This window comes from Shinella yambaruensis, assembly GCF_022899355.1.
GTDB classification, from domain to species: Bacteria; Pseudomonadota; Alphaproteobacteria; order Rhizobiales; family Rhizobiaceae; genus Shinella; species Shinella yambaruensis.
The window spans coordinates 72,344-90,283 of record NZ_JALJCK010000016.1 but is presented as its reverse complement, the minus strand read 5'-3'; the positions used below and the strand labels follow the sequence as shown (position 1 = coordinate 90,283).

Annotated in this window: 17 protein-coding genes and 1 pseudogene; 15 read left to right on the top strand and 3 right to left on the bottom strand. The window is 64.4% G+C overall.

Features of this window, described 5'->3' with window-relative positions:
- The first annotated feature begins 13 nt into the window (after positions 1-13).
- Genes MUU56_RS28530 through MUU56_RS28505 form a run of 6 tightly spaced genes read left to right on the top strand, consistent with a single transcriptional unit; the run spans position 14 to position 5,203 of the window.
- Positions 14-1,102, top strand: coding sequence for an NAD/NADP octopine/nopaline dehydrogenase family protein (locus MUU56_RS28530; protein ID WP_244770665.1), 1,089 nt, complete (start codon positions 14-16; stop codon positions 1,100-1,102).
- Positions 1,099-1,989 carry a dipicolinate synthase subunit DpsA gene (locus MUU56_RS28525; protein ID WP_244770664.1) on the top strand — a complete coding sequence of 297 codons (891 nt, stop codon included), beginning with the start codon at positions 1,099-1,101 and terminating at the stop codon, positions 1,987-1,989. Before MUU56_RS28530 ends, MUU56_RS28525 begins: the two co-directional genes overlap by 4 nt.
- Positions 1,986-3,335 carry a dihydroorotase gene (locus MUU56_RS28520; protein WP_244770663.1) on the top strand — a complete coding sequence of 450 codons (1,350 nt, stop codon included), beginning with the start codon at positions 1,986-1,988 and terminating at the stop codon, positions 3,333-3,335. Before MUU56_RS28525 ends, MUU56_RS28520 begins: the two co-directional genes overlap by 4 nt.
- A complete protein-coding gene (locus tag MUU56_RS28515) occupies positions 3,311-4,015 on the top strand; it encodes a resolvase (RefSeq protein WP_244770662.1) in 705 nt (234 codons plus the stop codon). Before MUU56_RS28520 ends, MUU56_RS28515 begins: the two co-directional genes overlap by 25 nt.
- Position 4,016: 1 nt before the next feature.
- Positions 4,017-4,214, top strand: coding sequence for a 2-hydroxymuconate tautomerase (locus tag MUU56_RS28510; RefSeq protein ID WP_018431063.1), 198 nt, complete (start codon positions 4,017-4,019; stop codon positions 4,212-4,214).
- Entirely contained in the window at positions 4,214-5,203 is a 990-nt protein-coding gene (locus tag MUU56_RS28505) for an isochorismatase family protein (protein ID WP_244770661.1), read from the top strand. The genes MUU56_RS28510 and MUU56_RS28505 overlap by 1 nt, the downstream gene beginning before the upstream one ends.
- 76 nt (positions 5,204-5,279) lie before the next feature.
- Here MUU56_RS28505 and MUU56_RS28500 read toward each other — a convergent pair whose 3' ends face one another.
- Entirely contained in the window at positions 5,280-6,653 is a 1,374-nt protein-coding gene (locus MUU56_RS28500) for a cytosine deaminase (protein ID WP_244770660.1), read from the bottom strand.
- A 224-nt stretch (positions 6,654-6,877) separates the two neighbouring features.
- On the opposite strand from MUU56_RS28500, the gene MUU56_RS28495 reads away from it, so the two are divergent.
- From MUU56_RS28495 to MUU56_RS28455, 9 genes and pseudogenes are all read left to right on the top strand, one after another.
- On the top strand, positions 6,878-7,618 hold the full coding sequence (locus tag MUU56_RS28495; RefSeq protein ID WP_244770659.1) for a GntR family transcriptional regulator: 741 nt from the start codon (positions 6,878-6,880) through the stop codon (positions 7,616-7,618).
- 21 nt (positions 7,619-7,639) lie between these two features.
- On the top strand, positions 7,640-8,107 hold the full coding sequence (locus MUU56_RS28490) for a RidA family protein (protein WP_244770658.1): 468 nt from the start codon (positions 7,640-7,642) through the stop codon (positions 8,105-8,107).
- Positions 8,108-8,109: 2 nt separating this feature from the next.
- Positions 8,110-9,108 carry a CobW family GTP-binding protein gene (locus tag MUU56_RS28485; protein WP_244770657.1) on the top strand — a complete coding sequence of 333 codons (999 nt, stop codon included), beginning with the start codon at positions 8,110-8,112 and terminating at the stop codon, positions 9,106-9,108.
- Positions 9,109-9,439: 331 nt separating this feature from the next.
- Complete coding sequence (locus tag MUU56_RS28480) at positions 9,440-10,435, top strand: ABC transporter substrate-binding protein (protein WP_244770656.1); 996 nt, start codon at positions 9,440-9,442, stop codon at positions 10,433-10,435.
- Between the two features lie 64 nt (positions 10,436-10,499).
- A complete protein-coding gene (locus MUU56_RS28475) occupies positions 10,500-11,270 on the top strand; it encodes an ABC transporter permease (protein WP_244770655.1) in 771 nt (256 codons plus the stop codon).
- A gap of 50 nt (positions 11,271-11,320) precedes the next feature.
- Positions 11,321-12,121, top strand: a complete 801-nt coding sequence (locus MUU56_RS28470) for an ABC transporter ATP-binding protein (RefSeq protein WP_244770654.1) — start codon at positions 11,321-11,323, stop codon at positions 12,119-12,121.
- A gap of 181 nt (positions 12,122-12,302) precedes the next feature.
- The gene (locus MUU56_RS28465; protein ID WP_244770653.1) at positions 12,303-13,886 is read left to right on the top strand and encodes a Re/Si-specific NAD(P)(+) transhydrogenase subunit alpha; all 1,584 of its coding nucleotides are present in this window, start codon (positions 12,303-12,305) and stop codon (positions 13,884-13,886) included.
- A gap of 16 nt (positions 13,887-13,902) precedes the next feature.
- A complete protein-coding gene (locus tag MUU56_RS28460; RefSeq protein WP_244770652.1) occupies positions 13,903-15,336 on the top strand; it encodes an NAD(P)(+) transhydrogenase (Re/Si-specific) subunit beta in 1,434 nt (477 codons plus the stop codon).
- 275 nt (positions 15,337-15,611) lie between these two features.
- A pseudogene (locus MUU56_RS28455) lies at positions 15,612-16,014 on the top strand (GFA family protein).
- A gap of 6 nt (positions 16,015-16,020) precedes the next feature.
- On the opposite strand, the gene MUU56_RS28450 reads toward MUU56_RS28455, so the two are convergent.
- Together MUU56_RS28450 and MUU56_RS28445 are read right to left on the bottom strand one after the other, a co-directional pair.
- A complete protein-coding gene (locus MUU56_RS28450) occupies positions 16,021-17,361 on the bottom strand; it encodes an MATE family efflux transporter (protein ID WP_244770651.1) in 1,341 nt (446 codons plus the stop codon).
- The gene (locus tag MUU56_RS28445) at positions 17,362-17,940 is read right to left on the bottom strand and encodes a peroxidase-related enzyme (RefSeq protein WP_244770650.1); all 579 of its coding nucleotides are present in this window, start codon (positions 17,938-17,940) and stop codon (positions 17,362-17,364) included.

Below are 17,940 nucleotides of genomic sequence, written 5' to 3'. Positions count from 1 at the left end.
CCGGGAGGAGAGAATGAAGGTAGCAGTACTAGGTGCAGGCGCCGGTGGGGCGGCTTCGGTTGCGGAGCTGGTCCAGGCCGGGCACGACGTGCATTTCTGGGCGAGATCGGCCGAAACGCTGGAGCCGCATATCAAACTCGGCGGGGTTGCCCATGAAGGCAAGCTCGGCGAGGGTGTCGCCAGGCCGGCGCTGATCACCACCGACCTCAAGGCGGCGATCGCGGGGGTCGATGTCGCGGTGGTGGCACTGCCGACCTTTTCGCATTCGCCGATTGCCGCGGCGCTCGCGGCCGCAGGCTGGCCCTCGTCCAGCCCCGTCATCCTCAATCCGGGCCATACCGGTGGCGCCCTGGAGTTTGCGCAAACCTTCGCGCGCAGCGGGCGTGCGGCGCCGGCCGTGGTCGAGTTCTCGACGCTGACCTATGTGGCGCGCAAGTATCGCCCGGACGGCGTGACGGTTTCCGGCCGGGCGAAGCGGCTCAAGGCGGCCGCCCTGAAGGGTGGGGCGGAGGTTCTGGAGATCGCCGGCAAGCTCTTTCCGGGCCTTGATCCCGTTGCCGATGTCATCGCCTCGGACCTTTCCAACGTTAACATGGTCCTGCATCCGCCGGGCGCGGTGCTGGCGGCCGCATGGGTGGAGGCGACGAGTGGCAACTTCACCTTCTATGTCGATGCCATGACCCCCGGCGTTGCCCGCGTCATGAAGCAGCTCGACGAGGAACGGCTGGCGGTCGCCAGGGCTTTCGGGCACGACCTGCCGAACCTGATCGAGGAGATGAAGCTTCTCGGCACGGTGGAGGCGGATGTGGTCGACACCGGCGACTACCGGGCGGCAATTGCCGGCGGCGAAGCCAACAAGCGCATCAAGGGACCCGACTCCCTGGAATACCGCTACTACAAGGAGGATTTCGGTCACGGCCTGCTGCCGTTCCTTGAATTTGCGCGGATCGCCGGCGTCGAGACGCCGGTGGCCCATTCCCTCTACAGCCTGGCGCAGATCGCGGTCGGCGCCAACTATCGCGAGGGCGGCCGTACCGCCGAGGCGATGGGCATAGCAGGGATGAGCAAGGAGCAGGTGATCGAGAAGGTGAGGGCGAAATGAGCTGGAAGAACACCGTCATCGCGGTCGTCGCCGGGGATGCCCGCGAGCAGGAGATCGCCCGCTGTGCCCTGCGGGCCGGCGCGACCGTTCGTGCCTATGGTTTCCCCTGGCCGGACGAGGGCATCGAGGGCGTCTACCACGCGAGGGATGCGGCCGACGCGCTGAAGGGGGCCGACATCGCCCTCTTCCCGATCCCCGGCATCACGGCGGAGGGCGCGCTGTTCGCGCCGAAGTGCCCCGAGAAGATCATCCCGACGCGCGACATGCTCGCGGGCATGAACAAGCCGGGCCACATCATCCTCGGCTGGGCCGACGCCAATCTGAAGGGCCATTGCGAGGTGCTCGGCATCACGCTGCACGAATATGAGTGGGATGTCGATCTGATGCTGCTGCGCGGCCCCGCCATCGTCGAGGGCGTGCTCAAGGTGATCATCGAGAACACGCAGATCACCATCCACAAGTCGAACGTCATGCTCGTCGGGCAGGGCACCATCGGCTCGTTGCTGACCAACACGCTGGTGGCGCTCGGTGCCCATGTCCATGTCGCGGCGCGAAACCCGGTGCAGCGGGCCGCGGCCTATGCCGCCGGCGCGCAGTCGCTGACATTGGAGGAGCTGCCTGACTACCTGCCCCGGATGGATGTCGTCATCGGCAGCGTTCCGAAGCGCCTGATGGAGCGTGCGCAGCTCGAACTGCTGTCCAAGCACGCGCTTCTGGTGGATGTGGCGGCCCCGCCCGGCACGATCGACCGCGAGGCGGCCGGTGAACTCGGGCTGAAGGCGGTCTGGGCCCGGGGCATGGGCGCGCGCGCGCCGATCACCGTCGGGCGCAGCCAGTGGGCCGGCATCAGCCGGCGTATCGAAGGCATATTGGAGCAAAAGCAATGAAGGCGGATCTCGTCATCAAGAACGCCCGCGTGGTTCGCCACGACGGCGAATATTTCGGCGGGGTCGCCGTCAAGGACGGCAAGATCGTGCTGACCGGGGCGGACGAGGTCCTGCCGGACGCCACCCGCACCATCGATGCCGGGGGCCGGGTCCTGATGCCGGGCCTGATCGACCCGCATTGCCATCTCGGTGTGAAGTTCCCGTTCCCGGAGGACATGCGGACCGAGACGGCCGCCGCCGCCTCCGGTGGCGTAACGACGGCGCTGCTCTACATCCGCAATCTGAAGGAATCCTACCTGCCCTTCTACGAGGAGCGCAAGGCGCTGGGGGAGGAGAATGCGGTTATCGATTTCGGCTTCCACTTCGGCATCCAGCGCGAGGAGCACATCGCCGAAATCCCTGAAATCATCGCCAAGACCGGCGTGAAGTCCTTCAAATGCTATTTCGGTTATGAGCCCGACAATCCGATCGGCATCGTCCCGGCGACCGATGGCTGGGTCTACGCCGCCATGCGCATCCTGTCGAAGATCCCCGGCGCGGTGATCAACGTCCATTGCGAGAACACCCAGATCGCCTCGTGGATCAAGAAGGAGATCGCCGCGACCGGCCGCCAGGACCTCGGCGCCTACACGGAATCGCGCCCGGCCTTCTGCGAGGTCGAAACGATCCGGCGCATGATCTTCCTGGCCGAGAAGACCGGTTGCTCCCTGCATCTCGTGCACACATCGGTCGGCATGGGGCCGGTCCTCGCTGCCGAAGCGCAGGCCCGCGGCATTCATGTCACGGTGGAAACCTGCCCGCATTACCTGACGCGCACCTGCTACGACGACGATCTCGACATGCGCGCCAAGATCTCGCCGCCGCTGCGCGACCGCAACGAACTCGAGGGCCTGTGGGCCGGCATGCTCAACGGCTCGGTCTACAGCCTGGGCACCGACCATGTGCCGTTCCTGCCCAAGAAGCTCGAGGATCTCTGGACGGAGTTCCCCGGTGTCGTCAGCTTCCCCTGGGAACTGTCGCTGATGCTGCACTTCGGCGTGCACCAGCGCGGGCTGCCGCTCAGCCGCCTGGTCGAGCTCAACTCGTTCAATCCGGCCCGTCGCTTCGGCCTCTGGCCGCGCAAGGGCCATATCGATGTCGGCTTCGATGCGGACCTCGTTCTGGTCGATCTTGATGAGGAGCGCACGGTCGAGCACACCGGCAAGGGCACCTGCATCTACGAGGGCTGGACCCTGAAGGGCTGGCCGGTGATGACGGTCGCACGCGGCGAGGTCGTCTATGAAAACGGCGCGGTCGACGAGCGGCATTACGGCCGCGGCCGTTGCGTGACCGTGCCGGCGGCATGACCGTGGCGATCCCCGACCATCTCGATCTGGCCGGCCGGGTCCCGCTGACACCGGCGCGACTGCCGGTGCGCGAGGCCGTCGCCAGGATCGTCGGCCGCAAGGCGGCGATCCGCCAGGAGAGACTGTCGGGGATCCACAATCCCTGGGGCCACGGCATCGCCTTGACCGACCCCTGGGCCTTCCTCGAACTGTGCGAGAGCGACCTCGTCGTCGAGGCGGCGAGGAACGTGCTCGGGGCCGATATCATCCTCTGGGACAGTGAACTGTTCACAGAGGCCGGTCGATACCGCGCGTTTCTGGATGCGCGCCGGGAAGGCCGGTACTGGCCGGTGGCGCCGCTCGCCGGCGCCGTTTTGCTCGTGCCTGTCGCCGGAGAAGATCCTGTTCCGCGGGCCGTCCCGCTGGCGGCGATGGGTTCCGAGGCGCTTTGCGGCCTTGAGGATGCGGAGCCGCTTTACGTGATCCGGCTGATGCCGGCGACGAGCCGCTTCGTGCGCGATCCCGCGCATCCGGCCAACCGGGCCTGCATGGAAGAGCAGGTCCTGGTGAACTATTCGAACCGCCCGCTCTGGCTGCTCTCCGGCGCCGACCGGGCCGACAATGACCTGGTTTCGGGCTTTGCGTCCGCCGTGCCCGTCTGGGCCTCCGGCGCCACGCCCGCTGAAAGAGAGGAGACATAGAATGCCATTCGTCGTCGTCGAAATGTGGGAGGGGCGCACCGTCGAGCAGAAGCGCAACCTCGTGAAAGCCATCACCAAGGCCATGGTCGAAGAGGCCGCCTGCAAGCCGGATCACCTGCACGTGGTGATCCATGAGACGCCCAAGGATAGCTGGGGTCGCGGCGGCGTGCTCGGCATCGACATGGTGGAGCACAAGTGATGGCCCTTGAAACCCTCGACTATCGCAAGTCGGCGCTTCTGGTCATCGACCTGCAGAATGCGTTCATTCACGAGGAGGGAACGCTGGGTGTTTCCGGCGTCGACACCAAACGGCTCTCCTCCATCGTGCCGCCCCTGGCCAAGCTCATCGAGCGCTGCCAGGACACGGGCATCCCGGTCATCTGGACGATGCAGGAGCATTTTGCGATCGACCACAACCGTGCGAGGAAAAAGCTGCTCGGCCATACCGCGCGCCGCAAGCGCGTTTCCGCGCTTGCCGGAACCTGGGACGAGCAGATCATAGACGAATTGAAGGACCTTGCGGATTTCGATCCGGCCTTCGTCATCCGCAAGCATCGTTTCGGCGCGTTCTACGAGACGCGTCTCGAGATGATGCTGAAGATGCTGGGCACCCAGCATCTCTTCGTTACCGGGGCGACCACCAATGCCTGCGTGGAGACCTCCATTCGCGAAGCTTATCTGCGCGACCTCGACGTCATTGCCGTCGATGACTGCATCTCGGGGGTGAATGCGGATTGGGAGGCGACGGCCAAGCAGGTGTGGAAGCAGTATTTCTGCGAGATCGCTCCCTCTTCCGAAGTGCTCGACTGGATCGGCGAACAGGTCAAGCCGCGCGTGACGAACTATGGCCACCAGCTGATCATGGTCGATGATATCGACACGTCGGTCGATTTCTACACCAACCTGCTGGGTTTCACGATCCGCCCGGCCAAGCCGCTCGCCGACGGCCGTCCGTTCACCGCCTTCCATCAGGGGATCGCCCTCATCCACGGCAAGACGCGCGAGCACCGTCAGCTCGACCATATCGCTTTCGAAGTCAACGATGTGCGCGCCATGGATGCGAAGCTGAAGAAAGCCGGCGTCCGCTATTATACCGACCTTCACGACGGTCCCTATGGTCTGACGATCTATATCGCCGACCCGGATGGTACGAAGGTCGAGCTCTACCAGGTCGGCGCGACGGCCTGATCTGCTTTGAGCTGATCCGAACGTTGGGGGAACCCCGCCCGACCAGGCGGGGTTTTTCTTGGCGGGGGCCGGTGCTTCAGGTAAGCGCAAATCCCTCCAGCGAATCCAGTTCCGCATAGGCGGGCAGGGGAGCCGAGCTCGGGGAACCGTTTCGGATGACGATACGGTCGCTCTCCGCCCGGGAGAGGATCTCCGACCAGGAGCGTCCCTCGAAAAGGATCAGGTCGGCCGGTTGCCCTGCTGCGATGGCGCCGTGGCCGTTCAGGCGCATGATCTCGGCCGGCGTCGTAGAAACCGCCTTGATCCAGTCGCCGTGGGGATGGTCGAGATGAAGGGCACGCGTGCCGAGGCGGAACGTATCGAGCATGTCCAGGTCCCCGTAGGAATTGAACGGGTCGCGCGTGTTGTCCGAGGCGAGCGCGACAGCTATTCCGCGTCGCTTCATTTCATGCAGCAGGGTGACGCCGCGCCAGCGTGGCGACGTGCCGTCCTTCCTGCGATCCTGGAGGTAGAGGTTGCAGGTCGGCAGCGATACGACGGTGATGCCGGCCGCCGCGACCTTATCGAGCGTCGCATCGACAATCGCGGTTTCCTGCATCGCCAGGGAGCAGCAGTGCCCGACCACTATCCTGCCGGCGAAAGAGGAGCGCAAGGCCGTTTCGGCGATGCGGCACAGCACATCGGCGGCCGGGTCGGCGCTCTCGTCGGCATGAAAGTCGAGATCGAGACCGTAATGCGAGGCGGCACGGAACATCCGGTCGAGCAGATGATCGATATCGGGCACCGGATAGGCGACGGCGCCGAGGATCCCTCCGGCATCGGCGACGCGTTTTGCGATGTCGCGCAGGAATGCATCGTCCCGTGCCATGTCGATGGGGAACAGGCAGGAAGCCTGTAGCGCGATCCGCCCGCGCCAATGCTGGCGGAGTTCCGTGAACAGGGGCCAGGAGATTTCGGCCTGCGGCGGCTGCGAATCGAGATGCGTGCGAATGGCGGATGTGCCGTAGTGAAAGGCCGAGCGAAGGGCGAAATCGATGCGCCTGCCAAGGTCGCCGGCTGACCATCGTGCCGTGCGGTCGCTGCGCGTCGCCGCCAGCGCGCCGTCGAACGTCCCGTCCGCCGCGGGCGTGCGCGGCAGGATGTGGCCCTTGTCGAGATGCGTGTGGCAATCGACGAAGGGCGGCAGCGCGACGCGCCCGCCGACGTCGATGAACGGCAGGTTCGGGTCGTCCGCCGTGGTGGTGCGCGGACGTGCAGGCGTTATTGCTAATATTCTGCCCTTCTCTACACTCATATCGGCCAGGAAGAACGCGCTGTCTGCGGCATCGGCAGCGTCCGCCCGTGTGGTCGCCGTGTGAAGGCGCACGTTGCGCAGCACATAGCGGCCGAGACCGGCGGCGCGGTCGATATGGGCACGCAAGGCGGATTGGTCGGAAACGGTCGCAGTCATGTCTCATTCTCCCATCGGAGTCTCAGGGCGACTTTTCCGTTGGCTGGCGTCTGCGGAGCGGCAGGACAGTTAAAGGTTGCCGTCTTGAGAAAAGTCGTTTATTGATCACAATGTGAGATCACAAATTTTGACCTGTCAACCCCTGGGGCAGACGGGCGGTGTGGCGGGATTGGCCTTCTGGCGGATCGCGGATTTAAGACGAGATGACGGAGTCTGAAGACAAGATGCCGATCAAGAAGCCGGAAAACGAAGTCAACAGCGACGCTGCCGAAAAGCCGGCACGCGGCCATGTCCATGAGCATGTCCTTCGTTACATGCGCCGTGGGCTCATGGTCGGTGCCTTTCTGCCGGGACAGGTGATGAGCCTGCGCAAGCTGGCTGTCGGGCTCGGCACCAGTCCGATGCCGGTGCGCGAAGTGCTCAGCCGCCTCGTTGCTGCCAATGCGCTGGAGGAAACCAAGGGCGGTTCGGTCCGCGTGCCGAGGCTGCGGCCCGAAAAACTGACCGAGCTGTTTACGATCCGGGAGATGCTGGAGGGCATGGCGACCGAGCTTGCCGTGAAAAAGGATCCGTCCGGGCTGGCGGACGAGTTGTCGGCGATCAACAAGCAGCTTCTGGTGGCCATCGAAAAGCGCGACATCCTGAACTGCCTGTCGTCCAACCAGAAATTCCATTTCACGCTGTACCAGGCAGCGGACAGCGAAGTCCTGATGCCGCTGATCGAGTCGCTTTGGCTGCAGTTCGGCCCGACCATGTATATGTCGCTGCTGATCCCCTCGATGCCTTGGAATGCGTCGGACCACCAGAACATCCTGGCAGCCCTCAAGGACAAGAACGCCACGGCGGCCAAGAAGGGCATCGTCCACGACATCCGCACCACCTGCAAGGCCCTGCTCAGCGTCGCCGGCCCGCAGGGGCTGGAACTGCCCTTCGCGCACGGGCCGGAGCTGCAATTCGACTACTAGATGATCGGGGAGGAACGCATCGTGGTGGGGAAGATCGACGACAAACTGGCGAGCCTGGGCATCGTGCTGCCGACGACGACGGCGCCGCTGGCCAATTATGTGCCGGCGCGCCGCCATGGCAGCCAGGTCTATATTTCCGGACAGGTGCCGGCCGAGGGCGGCAGGGACAAGTTCACCGGCAAGCTCGGTTCCGACTTTTCGGTCGAGGACGGCCAGGCGGCAGCGCGGCTTTGCGCCGTCAACATCCTCGCCCAGCTCAAGGAGGCGCTGGGCGGTGATCTCGACCGCGTCGTCGGCGTGATCCGGCTGGGCGGCTTCGTCAATGCCGAACCGGATTTCAAGGACCATCCGAAGGTCATCAATGGCGCATCCGATCTGATGGTCGAGGTTTTTGGTGAGGCGGGGCGCCATGCCCGCGCGGCGGTCGGCTGCTACTCGCTGCCGCGAAACGTGCCGGTGGAGATCGACGCGATCTTCGAGGTGGCCTGACCGTGCAGCCTGCCGCTCCCGCGCTGGATGATCGTATTCCCGTCCATGTCCTGACGGGCTTCCTCGGCAGCGGCAAGACGACCTTTCTCCGCCATCTGCTCGGCGAACCGGACTTCGCCGACACGGCTGTGGTCATCAACGAGTTCGGCGAGGTCGGCCTTGATCATCTCCTGGTGCGCGAAGTGTCCGAAGACGCCGTGCTCTTGTCTTCGGGGTGCCTGTGCTGTGCCGTACGGGACGATCTGGTCTCGACGCTCGCCGACATGTTCGAGATGGTGCGCCGCGGGGAGGTGGAGCCCTTTCGCCGCGTCGTCGTCGAGACGACGGGACTTGCCGACCCCGCGCCGATCATGCAGGCGGTGATGAGCGATCTGCGGTTGAGGCGCGGCTACCGCGCCGGCACGATCGTCTCCACGGTCGATGGCGTCGGGGGCGCGGGAACGATCGCCCGCTTCGCCGAAGCCGTCCAGCAGGTGGCGCTGGCCGATCGCGTGGTGGTGACCAAGTCCGATCTTGCCGAGCCCTGGCGGCTCGATGCGCTGCGCAATGACATTGCCGCGATCAACCCGACGGTCAGCCAGCTCGTCTCCAGCAAGGCGAAGATGCCGGGCGCCGGCGCGCTTTTCGAGAGCACCGGAGACCGGCGCCCGCGCTACCTCGATGCTTCCGACGGGCCGCTTTACGGCCGGCACAGCGCCGGCGTCGAGACCTTCGTCGTCGAAGTCGCCGCCGCCGTGGATTGGCCGGCCTTTGTCGACTGGCTGGAATTGCTGCTCGCCAGCCGCGGCCAGTCCATCCTGCGGGTCAAGGGCCTGCTGTCCGTTGCGGGCGATTCCCGCCCCGTGGTCATTCACGGGGTTCAGCATGTCGTCTACCCGCCCGAATACCTGCCGCGCTGGCCGGATGGTGTCTCGGGCGGATGGCTGGTGTTCATCGCCAGGGACCTCAGCCGTTCGGCCATAGAAAACTCGTTGCCGAGCATTTTCGCCTCGACACCGTAACGTGACGAGCGGCCTCGTCGGGGCCTGCCGATGGACGCCGACACCATGCACCACGCCCCGGCAACGGAGGGTGGTGACAGCGTCGTTCGAATAAAATTTACAAGCGATTTCCGGACATTGGATGATGTGCGAGGCTTTCGGCCGTGCGCGTGTGTCATGGGCAACAACATGTGATCTCTCTCAGATTCTTTACTTGACAATCCCAATATGTGATCACACTATGAGATCAAGAATTGAGCTAACGGGTAGGAGGCCCTGGTTCGATCCTTGGGGAATGAATGAGGCAGGAAGCCAACGGGACGCCAGCGGGCGTCCGCTAGGGAGGAGTGAAATGATGCATGTCAGACGTGTCATTCGCGGAGCCGCACTCGTCGGGTCAGCCGCCATCGCCACGCTTGTGGCGAGCCAGGGTGCAATGGCCGAGGAGGTGAAGGTCCGCTTCAGCTGGAAACTGAAGGGCGAATACGGCTTCTTCTATCTCGGCGAGCAGAAAGGCGTCTACAAGGATGCCGGCGTCACCCTGAAGCTCGGCGAAGGCGCCGGATCGCAGGCCGCGCTCGGTTCGCTCATCCAGGGCCAGGAAGACGCGGTCATCCTGCCTGGGATCTTCGCCATCTCGGCCATCCAGAAGGGCATGCCGGTCAAGATCGTCGCGCTCTACCAGCCGGAAACGCCGATCGCCCTGATCTCGCATGCCGAAAAGCCGGTCAAGACGCCGAAGGATCTGGAGGGCAAGACCATCGCCCATGCCGTCGGGGAAACCGGCACGTCCTATCTCGACGCCTTCTGCGAAATCAACCAGGTCGATTGCGGCAAGGTCTCGAAGGTCCAGATGGATTCCCAGTCGCGGGTGCCGCAGTTCCTGCAGGGCCAGGTCGACGTGGTCAGCGTCTACAAGACCAATGACCTGCCGGTGCTTGAAGACAAGACCGGCCAGACCTTCCCGACGCTCGACATGGTGGAATACGGCCTTGCCATCCCCGGCATGGCCGTGGTCGTGAGTGACAGCGGCATTGCCAAGCGGGGCGCTGCCCTGAAGAGCTTCCTTGCCGCCAATGCCAAGGCGATCGAGATGACGAAAGCCGATCCGGCGGGTGCGACGGCGGCCCTCAAGGCGGTCTGGCAGGCCGGTCCCTCTGACAAGGTCATCCAGCAGCAGATCGAGGCGACGTCGGCATCGATCCACGCACCGACGAGCGGCACGCCGCTCGGCTGGATCGAAGAGAAGGCGGTCGTCGATGCGCTGAAACTCGTCAGCAGCGCCGAGGAGATCGGCGACCCCAAGCCGGCATCGACCTTCTTTACCAACGAACTTCTGACACAGTGAGGCTAAGGTGGCGAGCACGAATGTATTCGGCGCCGATCGCGCCCAGTCAAAACAGGATAAGGCCATGCGCAGGAAGAAATCGCGGGGGCCATGGCTCGAACGCTATTCGGCGATCATTCTCGCAACCCTGTTGCTTGGGGCGTGGCAGGTCCTGGTTCCGCTTTCCGGACTTTCGGAATTCGTCCTGCCGACGCCGGTGGCCATCGCGACGCGTATCGTCAACGAGCTTCCTCTGCTCGCCAGCCATGCCTATGTGACCCTTTTCGAAGTCGTCTCCGGATTTGCGATGGGCGTGCTCGTCGGCATTCCCCTGGCGCTCGCGATCTTCTACTCGCGCGCGTTCGAACGTGCCATCTATCCGATCCTGGTCGCGCTGCAGACGGTGCCGAAGGTGGCGCTGGCACCGCTGCTGGTGCTGTATCTGGGCTATGGCTGGGCGCCGAAGATCACGCTCGCCTTTCTGATCTCGTTCTTTCCCATCGTCATCTCGACGGTGGTCGGCCTCCAGGCGCTGGACAAGAACCTCGTCAACTTGGTCCGCTCCATGGGCGCCAGCGAATGGCAGACCTTCTTCAAGGTGCGCCTGCCGGCCGCGCTGCCGAACATATTCGGTGGCTTCAAGGTGGCGGTGTCGCTTGCCGTCATCGGGGCGGTCATCGGCGAATACGTCGCCGCCGAACGCGGCCTCGGCTATCTGCAGCTCCAGGCCAATTCCCTGTTCGATACCACGCTGAACTTCGCGACCGTCGTCGCCATCTCCGGCCTGGGTGTGATGCTCTATTTCGTCATCGACTTCGTCGAGAGCCGCGTCACCTACAAGCGCGACACTAAGTAAGCAGGCCGCCCGCGGCTGGCGAAGCAATGAAGATTCAATGAGGTAATCCCATGAATGTTATTATCCAGGCGGGTGCGGCGGTCGACATCGCCCGGCTCTCGAAGATCTACAAGACGCGTGAAGACGAAGATGTCGTGGCCCTCGACAAGATCGACCTGAAGTTCGAGCCCGGCACCTTTGTCGCCGTGGTCGGCCCGAGCGGCTGCGGCAAGAGCACGCTCCTTTCGCTGCTGGCAGGCCTGACGGGCGCATCGACCGGCACGATCGCCATCGATGGGGAGACCATCAACAAACCGCATCCCAAGATCGGCGTCGTCTTCCAGTCCGATCTTCTGCTCTATTGGCGCACCGTGCTCGAAAACATTCTGCTGCCCATCGAGATCAAGAGGCTGGATGTGGCGCGATACCGCAGCCGCGCGGAGGAACTGCTGGCCCAGGTCGGGCTCGAAGGGTTCGGCAACAAGTATCCTTCGGAACTGTCCGGCGGCATGCGCCAGCGTGTGGCGATCTGCCGTGCGCTGATCCAGGAGCCCGGTCTCCTGCTCATGGACGAGCCGTTCGGCGCACTTGATGCGCTGACGCGCGAACAGATGATCATGGATCTCCAGGCCATGTGGATGCGGCTCGGCAACACCGTGCTTTTCATCACCCACGGCATCGACGAGGCGGTGTTCCTGGCGGATCGCGTGCTGGTCATGTCGCCCCGCCCGGGCCGCGTCGACCTTGATCTCAATATCGACATGCCTCGCCCCCGTCAGTGGAGCCGGATACACGAGAACAAGGACTATCACGGCTATGTCCGCAAGATCCGCGACATCTTCGAGGCCAAGGGCATTCTGGTTGCTCACTAGGGCAGGCCGCTAGGGAACAGCCTGCGGGACCACGCGCTCGGCGTCTTCGCATCACCAGTGATCGCCGTTTCGCTGGAAAGATGCCGGCAAGCATCGCCGGGGGCACACCGCTGCGCGATCACCTCTCGGCGATTTTCGGAACACATGCCTACACAAGAGGCCGGCTCTGCCGGGAAGAGAAATGGGACAGAAGGTTGGAGCTCTCAGGGAGCTGGCCATTGGAGAGTCGCGCGTTTCGCTGACGCCTGACAGTGCGGTTCAGCTTCGAAAGCTTGGATATGTGTGTTTCGTCGAGGCGGGCGCAGGCGAGGCCGCCGGCATTTCGGACGCGGCGTATCGCGCGGCCGGGGTGACGGTGGTCGCGGATGCGGCTGCGCTGGTCGCGGCGTCCGACGTCATCGTCAAAGTCCGCCCGCCGACGACGGCGGAAGTCGACCTTCTGTCGGCAGGCCAGACGCTGATCTCGTTCTTCCATCCCGGCCAGAACGGCGAGCTGCTGGAACAGGCCCGTTCGAAGGGCGCCAATGTCATCGCGATGGACATGGTGCCGCGTATCTCGCGGGCGCAGAAGATGGACGCACTGTCCTCGATGGCCAACATCGCCGGCTACCGCGCGGTGATCGAGGCGGGCAACCATTTCGGCCGCTTCTTCACCGGCCAGATCACGGCCGCCGGCAAGGTGCCGCCGGCCAGGGTGCTGGTCATCGGCGCTGGCGTAGCAGGCCTTGCCGCCATCGGCGTCGCCGTCTCGCTCGGCGCGCAGACCTATGCCTTCGACGTGCGGCCGGAAGTGGCCGAGCAGATCGAGAGCATGGGCGCCGAGTTCGTCTATCTTGACTTCGACGGTGGTGCGCAACAGGACGGCGCGGCGACCGGCGGCTATGCCGCCCCGTCGACGCCCGAGTTCCGCGAGAAGCAGCTCGCCAAGTTCCGCGAACTGGCCCCGCAGATGGACATCGTCATCACCACGGCGCTCATCCCCGGCCGTGACGCGCCGAAACTGTGGCTGGACGACATGGTGGCGGCGATGAAGCCGGGCTCCGTCGTGGTCGACCTTGCCGCCGAGCGCGGCGGCAACTGCGACCTGACGGTCGCCGACCAGAAGGTCGTCTCGGACAACGGCGTCACCGTCATCGGCTATACGGACTTCCCGAGCCGCATGGCCGCGCAGTCCTCGGCCCTCTACGCCACGAACATCCGCCACATGTTGACGGACCTGACGCCCGGCAAGGACGGCGTCATCGTGCACAATATGGAGGACGACGTCATCCGCGGGGCGACCGTCACCTTCGAGGGCGCGATCACCTGGCCTCCACCGCCGCCGAAGATCGCGGCCATCGCCGCGCAGAAACCGAAGGAGAAGGTGAAGGAGCCGACGCCGGAGGAAAAGCGTGCGGCGGAAGCTGCCGCCTTCAAGGCCGAGACGAAGAACCAGCTTGTACTGCTCGCCGTTGGCACGGCGCTCATGCTGATCGTCGGAGCCTTCGCACCGTCGGCCTTCATGAGCCACTTCATCGTCTTCGTGCTCGCCTGCTTCGTCGGCTTCCAGGTGATCTGGAACGTCTCGCATTCGCTGCACACGCCGCTGATGGCCGTCACCAATGCCATCTCCGGCATCGTCATCCTCGGCGCGCTGCTGCAGGTCGGCTCAGGCAATGGGCTGGTGGTTATCCTGGCGGCGCTCTCGGTGCTGATCGCCACGATCAACATCGTCGGCGGCTTCCTCGTCACCCGGCGCATGCTCGCCATGTTCCAGAAGTCGTGATCGGGGGATTTGCATCATGACCATCGGTATCGTTTCGGCCGCCTATATCGCGGCTGCTGTTCTCTTCATCCTCTCCCTCGGCGGCCTTTCCGGCCAGGAAAGCGCCAAGCGCGCTGTCTGGTACGGCATCGTCGGCATGGCACTCGCCGTCGTCGCCACGGTCTTCGGGCCCGATGTCGGCAACTGGTTCATCATCGTGCTGATGATCGCCGGCGGCGCCGTGCTCGGTTATTTCGTCGCCTCGCGCGTGCAGATGACCGAGATGCCGCAGCTCGTCGCCGCGCTGCACTCCTTCGTCGGCCTTGCCGCCGTCTTCATCGGCTTCAACGCCCATATCGAGGCGGCGCATGTCGCAAGCCTCGATGAAGCCGGCCGCGCCGCGCTGACCGGCTTTGCCGCGCTCCTCGCCCACAAGGCGCCGGTGGAGCTCACGATCCTGAAGGTCGAGGTGTTCCTCGGCGTGTTCATCGGCGCGGTCACCTTCACCGGCTCGGTCGTCGCCTTCGGCAAGCTGGCCGGCAAGGTGGACGGCAAGGCGAAGAAGCTGCCAGGCGGGCATGTCCTCAATGCCGGCGCGGCGATCCTCTCGCTCGTCCTGCTCATCCTCTATGTCAACGGCGCGGGCGCATGGACGCTCATCCTGATGACGCTCGCCGCCTTCTTCATCGGCTATCACCTGATCATGGGCATCGGCGGCGCCGACATGCCGGTTGTGGTCTCGATGCTGAACAGCTATTCCGGCTGGGCGGCCGCGGCCATCGGCTTCACGCTTGGCAACGATCTCCTGATCGTCACCGGCGCGCTGGTCGGTTCTTCCGGTGCGATCCTCTCCTACATCATGTGCAAGGCGATGAACCGCTCCTTCGTCTCGGTCATCCTCGGCGGCTTCGGCGCGACGACGGGGCCGGCGATGGAGATCACGGGCGAGCAGGTCGCCATCGACGCGGAAAGCGTCGCCGCCGCGCTCAACGAAGCCGACAGCATCGTCATCGTGCCGGGCTACGGCATGGCGGTGGCGCAGGCCCAGCAATCGGTCTCCGAACTGACGCGCAAGCTGCGGGCTGCCGGCAAGACGGTGCGCTTCGCCATCCACCCCGTCGCCGGCCGTCTGCCGGGGCATATGAACGTGCTGCTGGCCGAAGCCAAGGTGCCCTACGACATCGTGCTGGAAATGGACGAGATCAACGAGGACTTCGCCAACACCGACGTCGTCATCGTCATCGGCTCGAACGACATCGTCAATCCGGCGGCGCAGGAGGACCCGAACTCGCCGATCGCCGGCATGCCGGTGCTGGAAGTGTGGAAGGCAAAGCAGGTGTTCGTCTCCAAGCGCGGCCAGGGCACCGGCTATTCCGGCATCGAGAACCCGCTCTTCTTCAAGGACAACACACGCATGTTCTATGGCGATGCCAAGAAAAGCATCGATCAGTTGCTGCCAGCGCTGGCCTAGGTCACCGTTTGACACGGTCGGCGGTCTGATATCCTTCAGAACCGCCGACCGTGCGGCCGCTATACTCCCTATGAGTCTCGTGAAAGGCAGACGGGCAGAAACGTCCGTAAGCCTCTGGACCTCGGCATTCCCTCGCTCTATCTTGCTGTTCTGGCTAGCCTGAAACCTATCAGGCTTCGGCCCCTTCGCATCGTCGACCGCAAGGACTTGCGGTTCCGACCTGCACTTCAGCCCTCAATCAGCAAAATTTGACCACGCAAGCGGGAGGAATTTCCATGGTCGATGCCCAATGCGCCTGTGGTACCCTGAGACTGACATTCAGCGAACCGCCACAATTGACCGCCCTGTGTCACTGCTTCGCTTGCCAGCGAAGAACCGGCGCGCCGTTCAGCGCCAATGCGTTCTACCCGATCGACTGTGTCGAGATATCCGGACCGTCCACGGAGTTCATCCGCATTGCCGACAGTGGCCGCAATGTCCGGATGCATTTTTGCCCGCTGCGGTTCGACGGTCTATTGGAAGGCCGATGCCTCGCCCTCCTGGATCGGTGTGGCCGTCGGCTCGTTTGCCTATCCGGCCTTCGCCGCACCGACAATGTCGGTATTCGAACAATCGAAACACGAATGGGTGCGTCTTGACGAAACGATCAAGTCTTTCCAGGGTCTCCCGGTCGGCTAAATGGCGTCAGCGGGGAAAGGTACGGTCGGCCAGACCGGGCAGCATGAAGCGGAAGGCAATGCTGCGGACGCTCTGGAACAGGATGAGCGCGATCCAGAGGCCGTGATTGCCGAAATGCGCCGGCAGCACCTTCCAGGCGACGAGATAGAGCGCGAGCGAGAGCAGCATCAGGTTGCGCATCTGCTTCGACCAGGTCGCGCCGATATAGACGCCGTCCATCTGGAAGGCGACGATACCGAAGATCGGCAGCGCCACCACATAGGGCAGGTAAAGATGGGCGAGCGTGGAAACCGCTTCCGTCGGTGCCGTGATGCCGATCACCCAGTCGCCGGCGGCGAGGAAGGCGAGAGAGACGAGCCCTGCGAAGACGAAGCCCCAGAGCGTCGTCAGGCTGATCGTCCGGTCGAAGACCGGGCGGTAGCGCGCGCCGACGGCCTTGCCGGCAAGCTGCTCGGCTGCCGTCGCGACCCCGTCGAGGAAGGCGACGCCGAAGAAATAAAAGCGCAGCAGGATCGTGTTGGCTGCGAGGATTTCGATGCCGAGCGTGCCGCTCTGCCGGGTGAAGAGCGACAGGCCGATCAGCAGCGCGAAGGAGCGGATCATCATGTCGCCATTGACCGAGAAGGCCCGGCGGAAAGCCGCAGCACCCGGCAGGCTCCAGGCCTTGGGATCGGTCTTCTTCCAGATGAGGTACAGGCCGGCGAGCGCCGTCACCGCTTCCGCAACGAGCGAGGCGGCGGCGACACCCGCGACGCCCCAGTCCAGCCCCAGCACCCAGTAGATACTGAGCCCGGCATTGATCCCGTTCAGAAGCGTCTGCAGGATCATGCCCCAGAGCGCCTCGCCGCGCCCGATGATCCAGCCGAAGACGACGAAATTGAAGAGCACGAAGGGCGCCGACCAGATGCGCCAGGCGAAATAGGTCGATGCCGCCTCGGCGACGGCCCCGCTCGCGCCCATCGCGGCAAGGCCGAGTTCGCCAAGCGGCTTGTGGAAGACGAGGAGCGCGAGACCTCCGACGAGCGCGATGATCAGGCCGCTCGCCAGCATGCGCTGTTCCGCGTGCCTGTCGCCTGCCCCGAGCGCCTGTGCCGTGAACCCGGTCGTGGCGCCGCGCAGGAAATTGAAGGTGACGAAGATGACGTCGAAGATGACGGCCGACAGGGCGACGCCGCCGATGAGCGCCTCGTCGCCGAGCTGCCCGATGACGCCCGTGGCGACCAGCCCGACCAGCGGGCTCGACAGATAGGCGATCATCATCGGGAGCGCGATCGTCAGGACGTCGCGATGGGTGATGTCGAAGGGGCGGACGGCGCCGCCCCCGTCAGTGCGGGAAAGCTGTTCCACTCATTCCTGCCGGTGCGGTTCGCCGAGCGTGTGCATCAACCGGTTCGCCCAGCCGAAGATCGCGACCGAATGGATGAGGTCGAGGATCTCGAGATCGTCGAGGCCGGTCTCGCGCAGGTGGTAGAACTGGTAGGTGCCGACATTGTCGGGATGGGCGGTCAGGTCCACGCCGAAGTTGAAAAGCGCCTGCTCGAACTCCGGCAGGTCGGCGTCAAGACCGTTCCTGTAGATTTCCTCCACCACCTCCGGCCGCTTCTCGAGCTGGATGTAGCGGGCCGCATGCACGGCGGCACAGTAGATGCAATGGTTGACGAAGGAGGCGGCGAGCGCGCCGATCTCGCGGCCGCCGCGCGAAAGCCCGCCCTCGCTGTACATGATGTCGTTGAAGAGCGGCGTGCGTTCGCGAAGCGTCTCCGCCTCGTTGGCGAGCACCAGCACATAGGCTGAGACCTTCTTGTTGGACGGCGTGACCTTCAAGGCGTCCAGCTGTTCGGGCGTTGCCGTGTCCAGGTCTACCGGCCTGACATAGGGCTTCCAGTCGAGCGCCTCGACGGTGAATTCGTGAACGGCGTCCGACAT

Coding starts and splice junctions, on each gene's coding strand:
- MUU56_RS28470 (WP_244770654.1), top strand. CDS start 11,321: ATGAATGTTATTATCCAGGCGGGTGCGGCGGTCGACATCGCCCGGCTC.
- MUU56_RS28500 (WP_244770660.1), bottom strand. CDS start 6,653: ATGACTGCGACCGTTTCCGACCAATCCGCCTTGCGTGCCCATATCGAC.
- MUU56_RS28525 (WP_244770664.1), top strand. CDS start 1,099: ATGAGCTGGAAGAACACCGTCATCGCGGTCGTCGCCGGGGATGCCCGC.
- MUU56_RS28505 (WP_244770661.1), top strand. CDS start 4,214: ATGGCCCTTGAAACCCTCGACTATCGCAAGTCGGCGCTTCTGGTCATC.
- MUU56_RS28445 (WP_244770650.1), bottom strand. CDS start 17,940: ATGTCGGACGCCGTTCACGAATTCACCGTCGAGGCGCTCGACTGGAAG.
- MUU56_RS28510 (WP_018431063.1), top strand. CDS start 4,017: ATGCCATTCGTCGTCGTCGAAATGTGGGAGGGGCGCACCGTCGAGCAG.
- MUU56_RS28530 (WP_244770665.1), top strand. CDS start 14: ATGAAGGTAGCAGTACTAGGTGCAGGCGCCGGTGGGGCGGCTTCGGTT.
- MUU56_RS28475 (WP_244770655.1), top strand. CDS start 10,500: ATGCGCAGGAAGAAATCGCGGGGGCCATGGCTCGAACGCTATTCGGCG.
- MUU56_RS28520 (WP_244770663.1), top strand. CDS start 1,986: ATGAAGGCGGATCTCGTCATCAAGAACGCCCGCGTGGTTCGCCACGAC.
- MUU56_RS28465 (WP_244770653.1), top strand. CDS start 12,303: ATGGGACAGAAGGTTGGAGCTCTCAGGGAGCTGGCCATTGGAGAGTCG.
- MUU56_RS28480 (WP_244770656.1), top strand. CDS start 9,440: ATGATGCATGTCAGACGTGTCATTCGCGGAGCCGCACTCGTCGGGTCA.
- MUU56_RS28495 (WP_244770659.1), top strand. CDS start 6,878: ATGCCGATCAAGAAGCCGGAAAACGAAGTCAACAGCGACGCTGCCGAA.
- MUU56_RS28460 (WP_244770652.1), top strand. CDS start 13,903: ATGACCATCGGTATCGTTTCGGCCGCCTATATCGCGGCTGCTGTTCTC.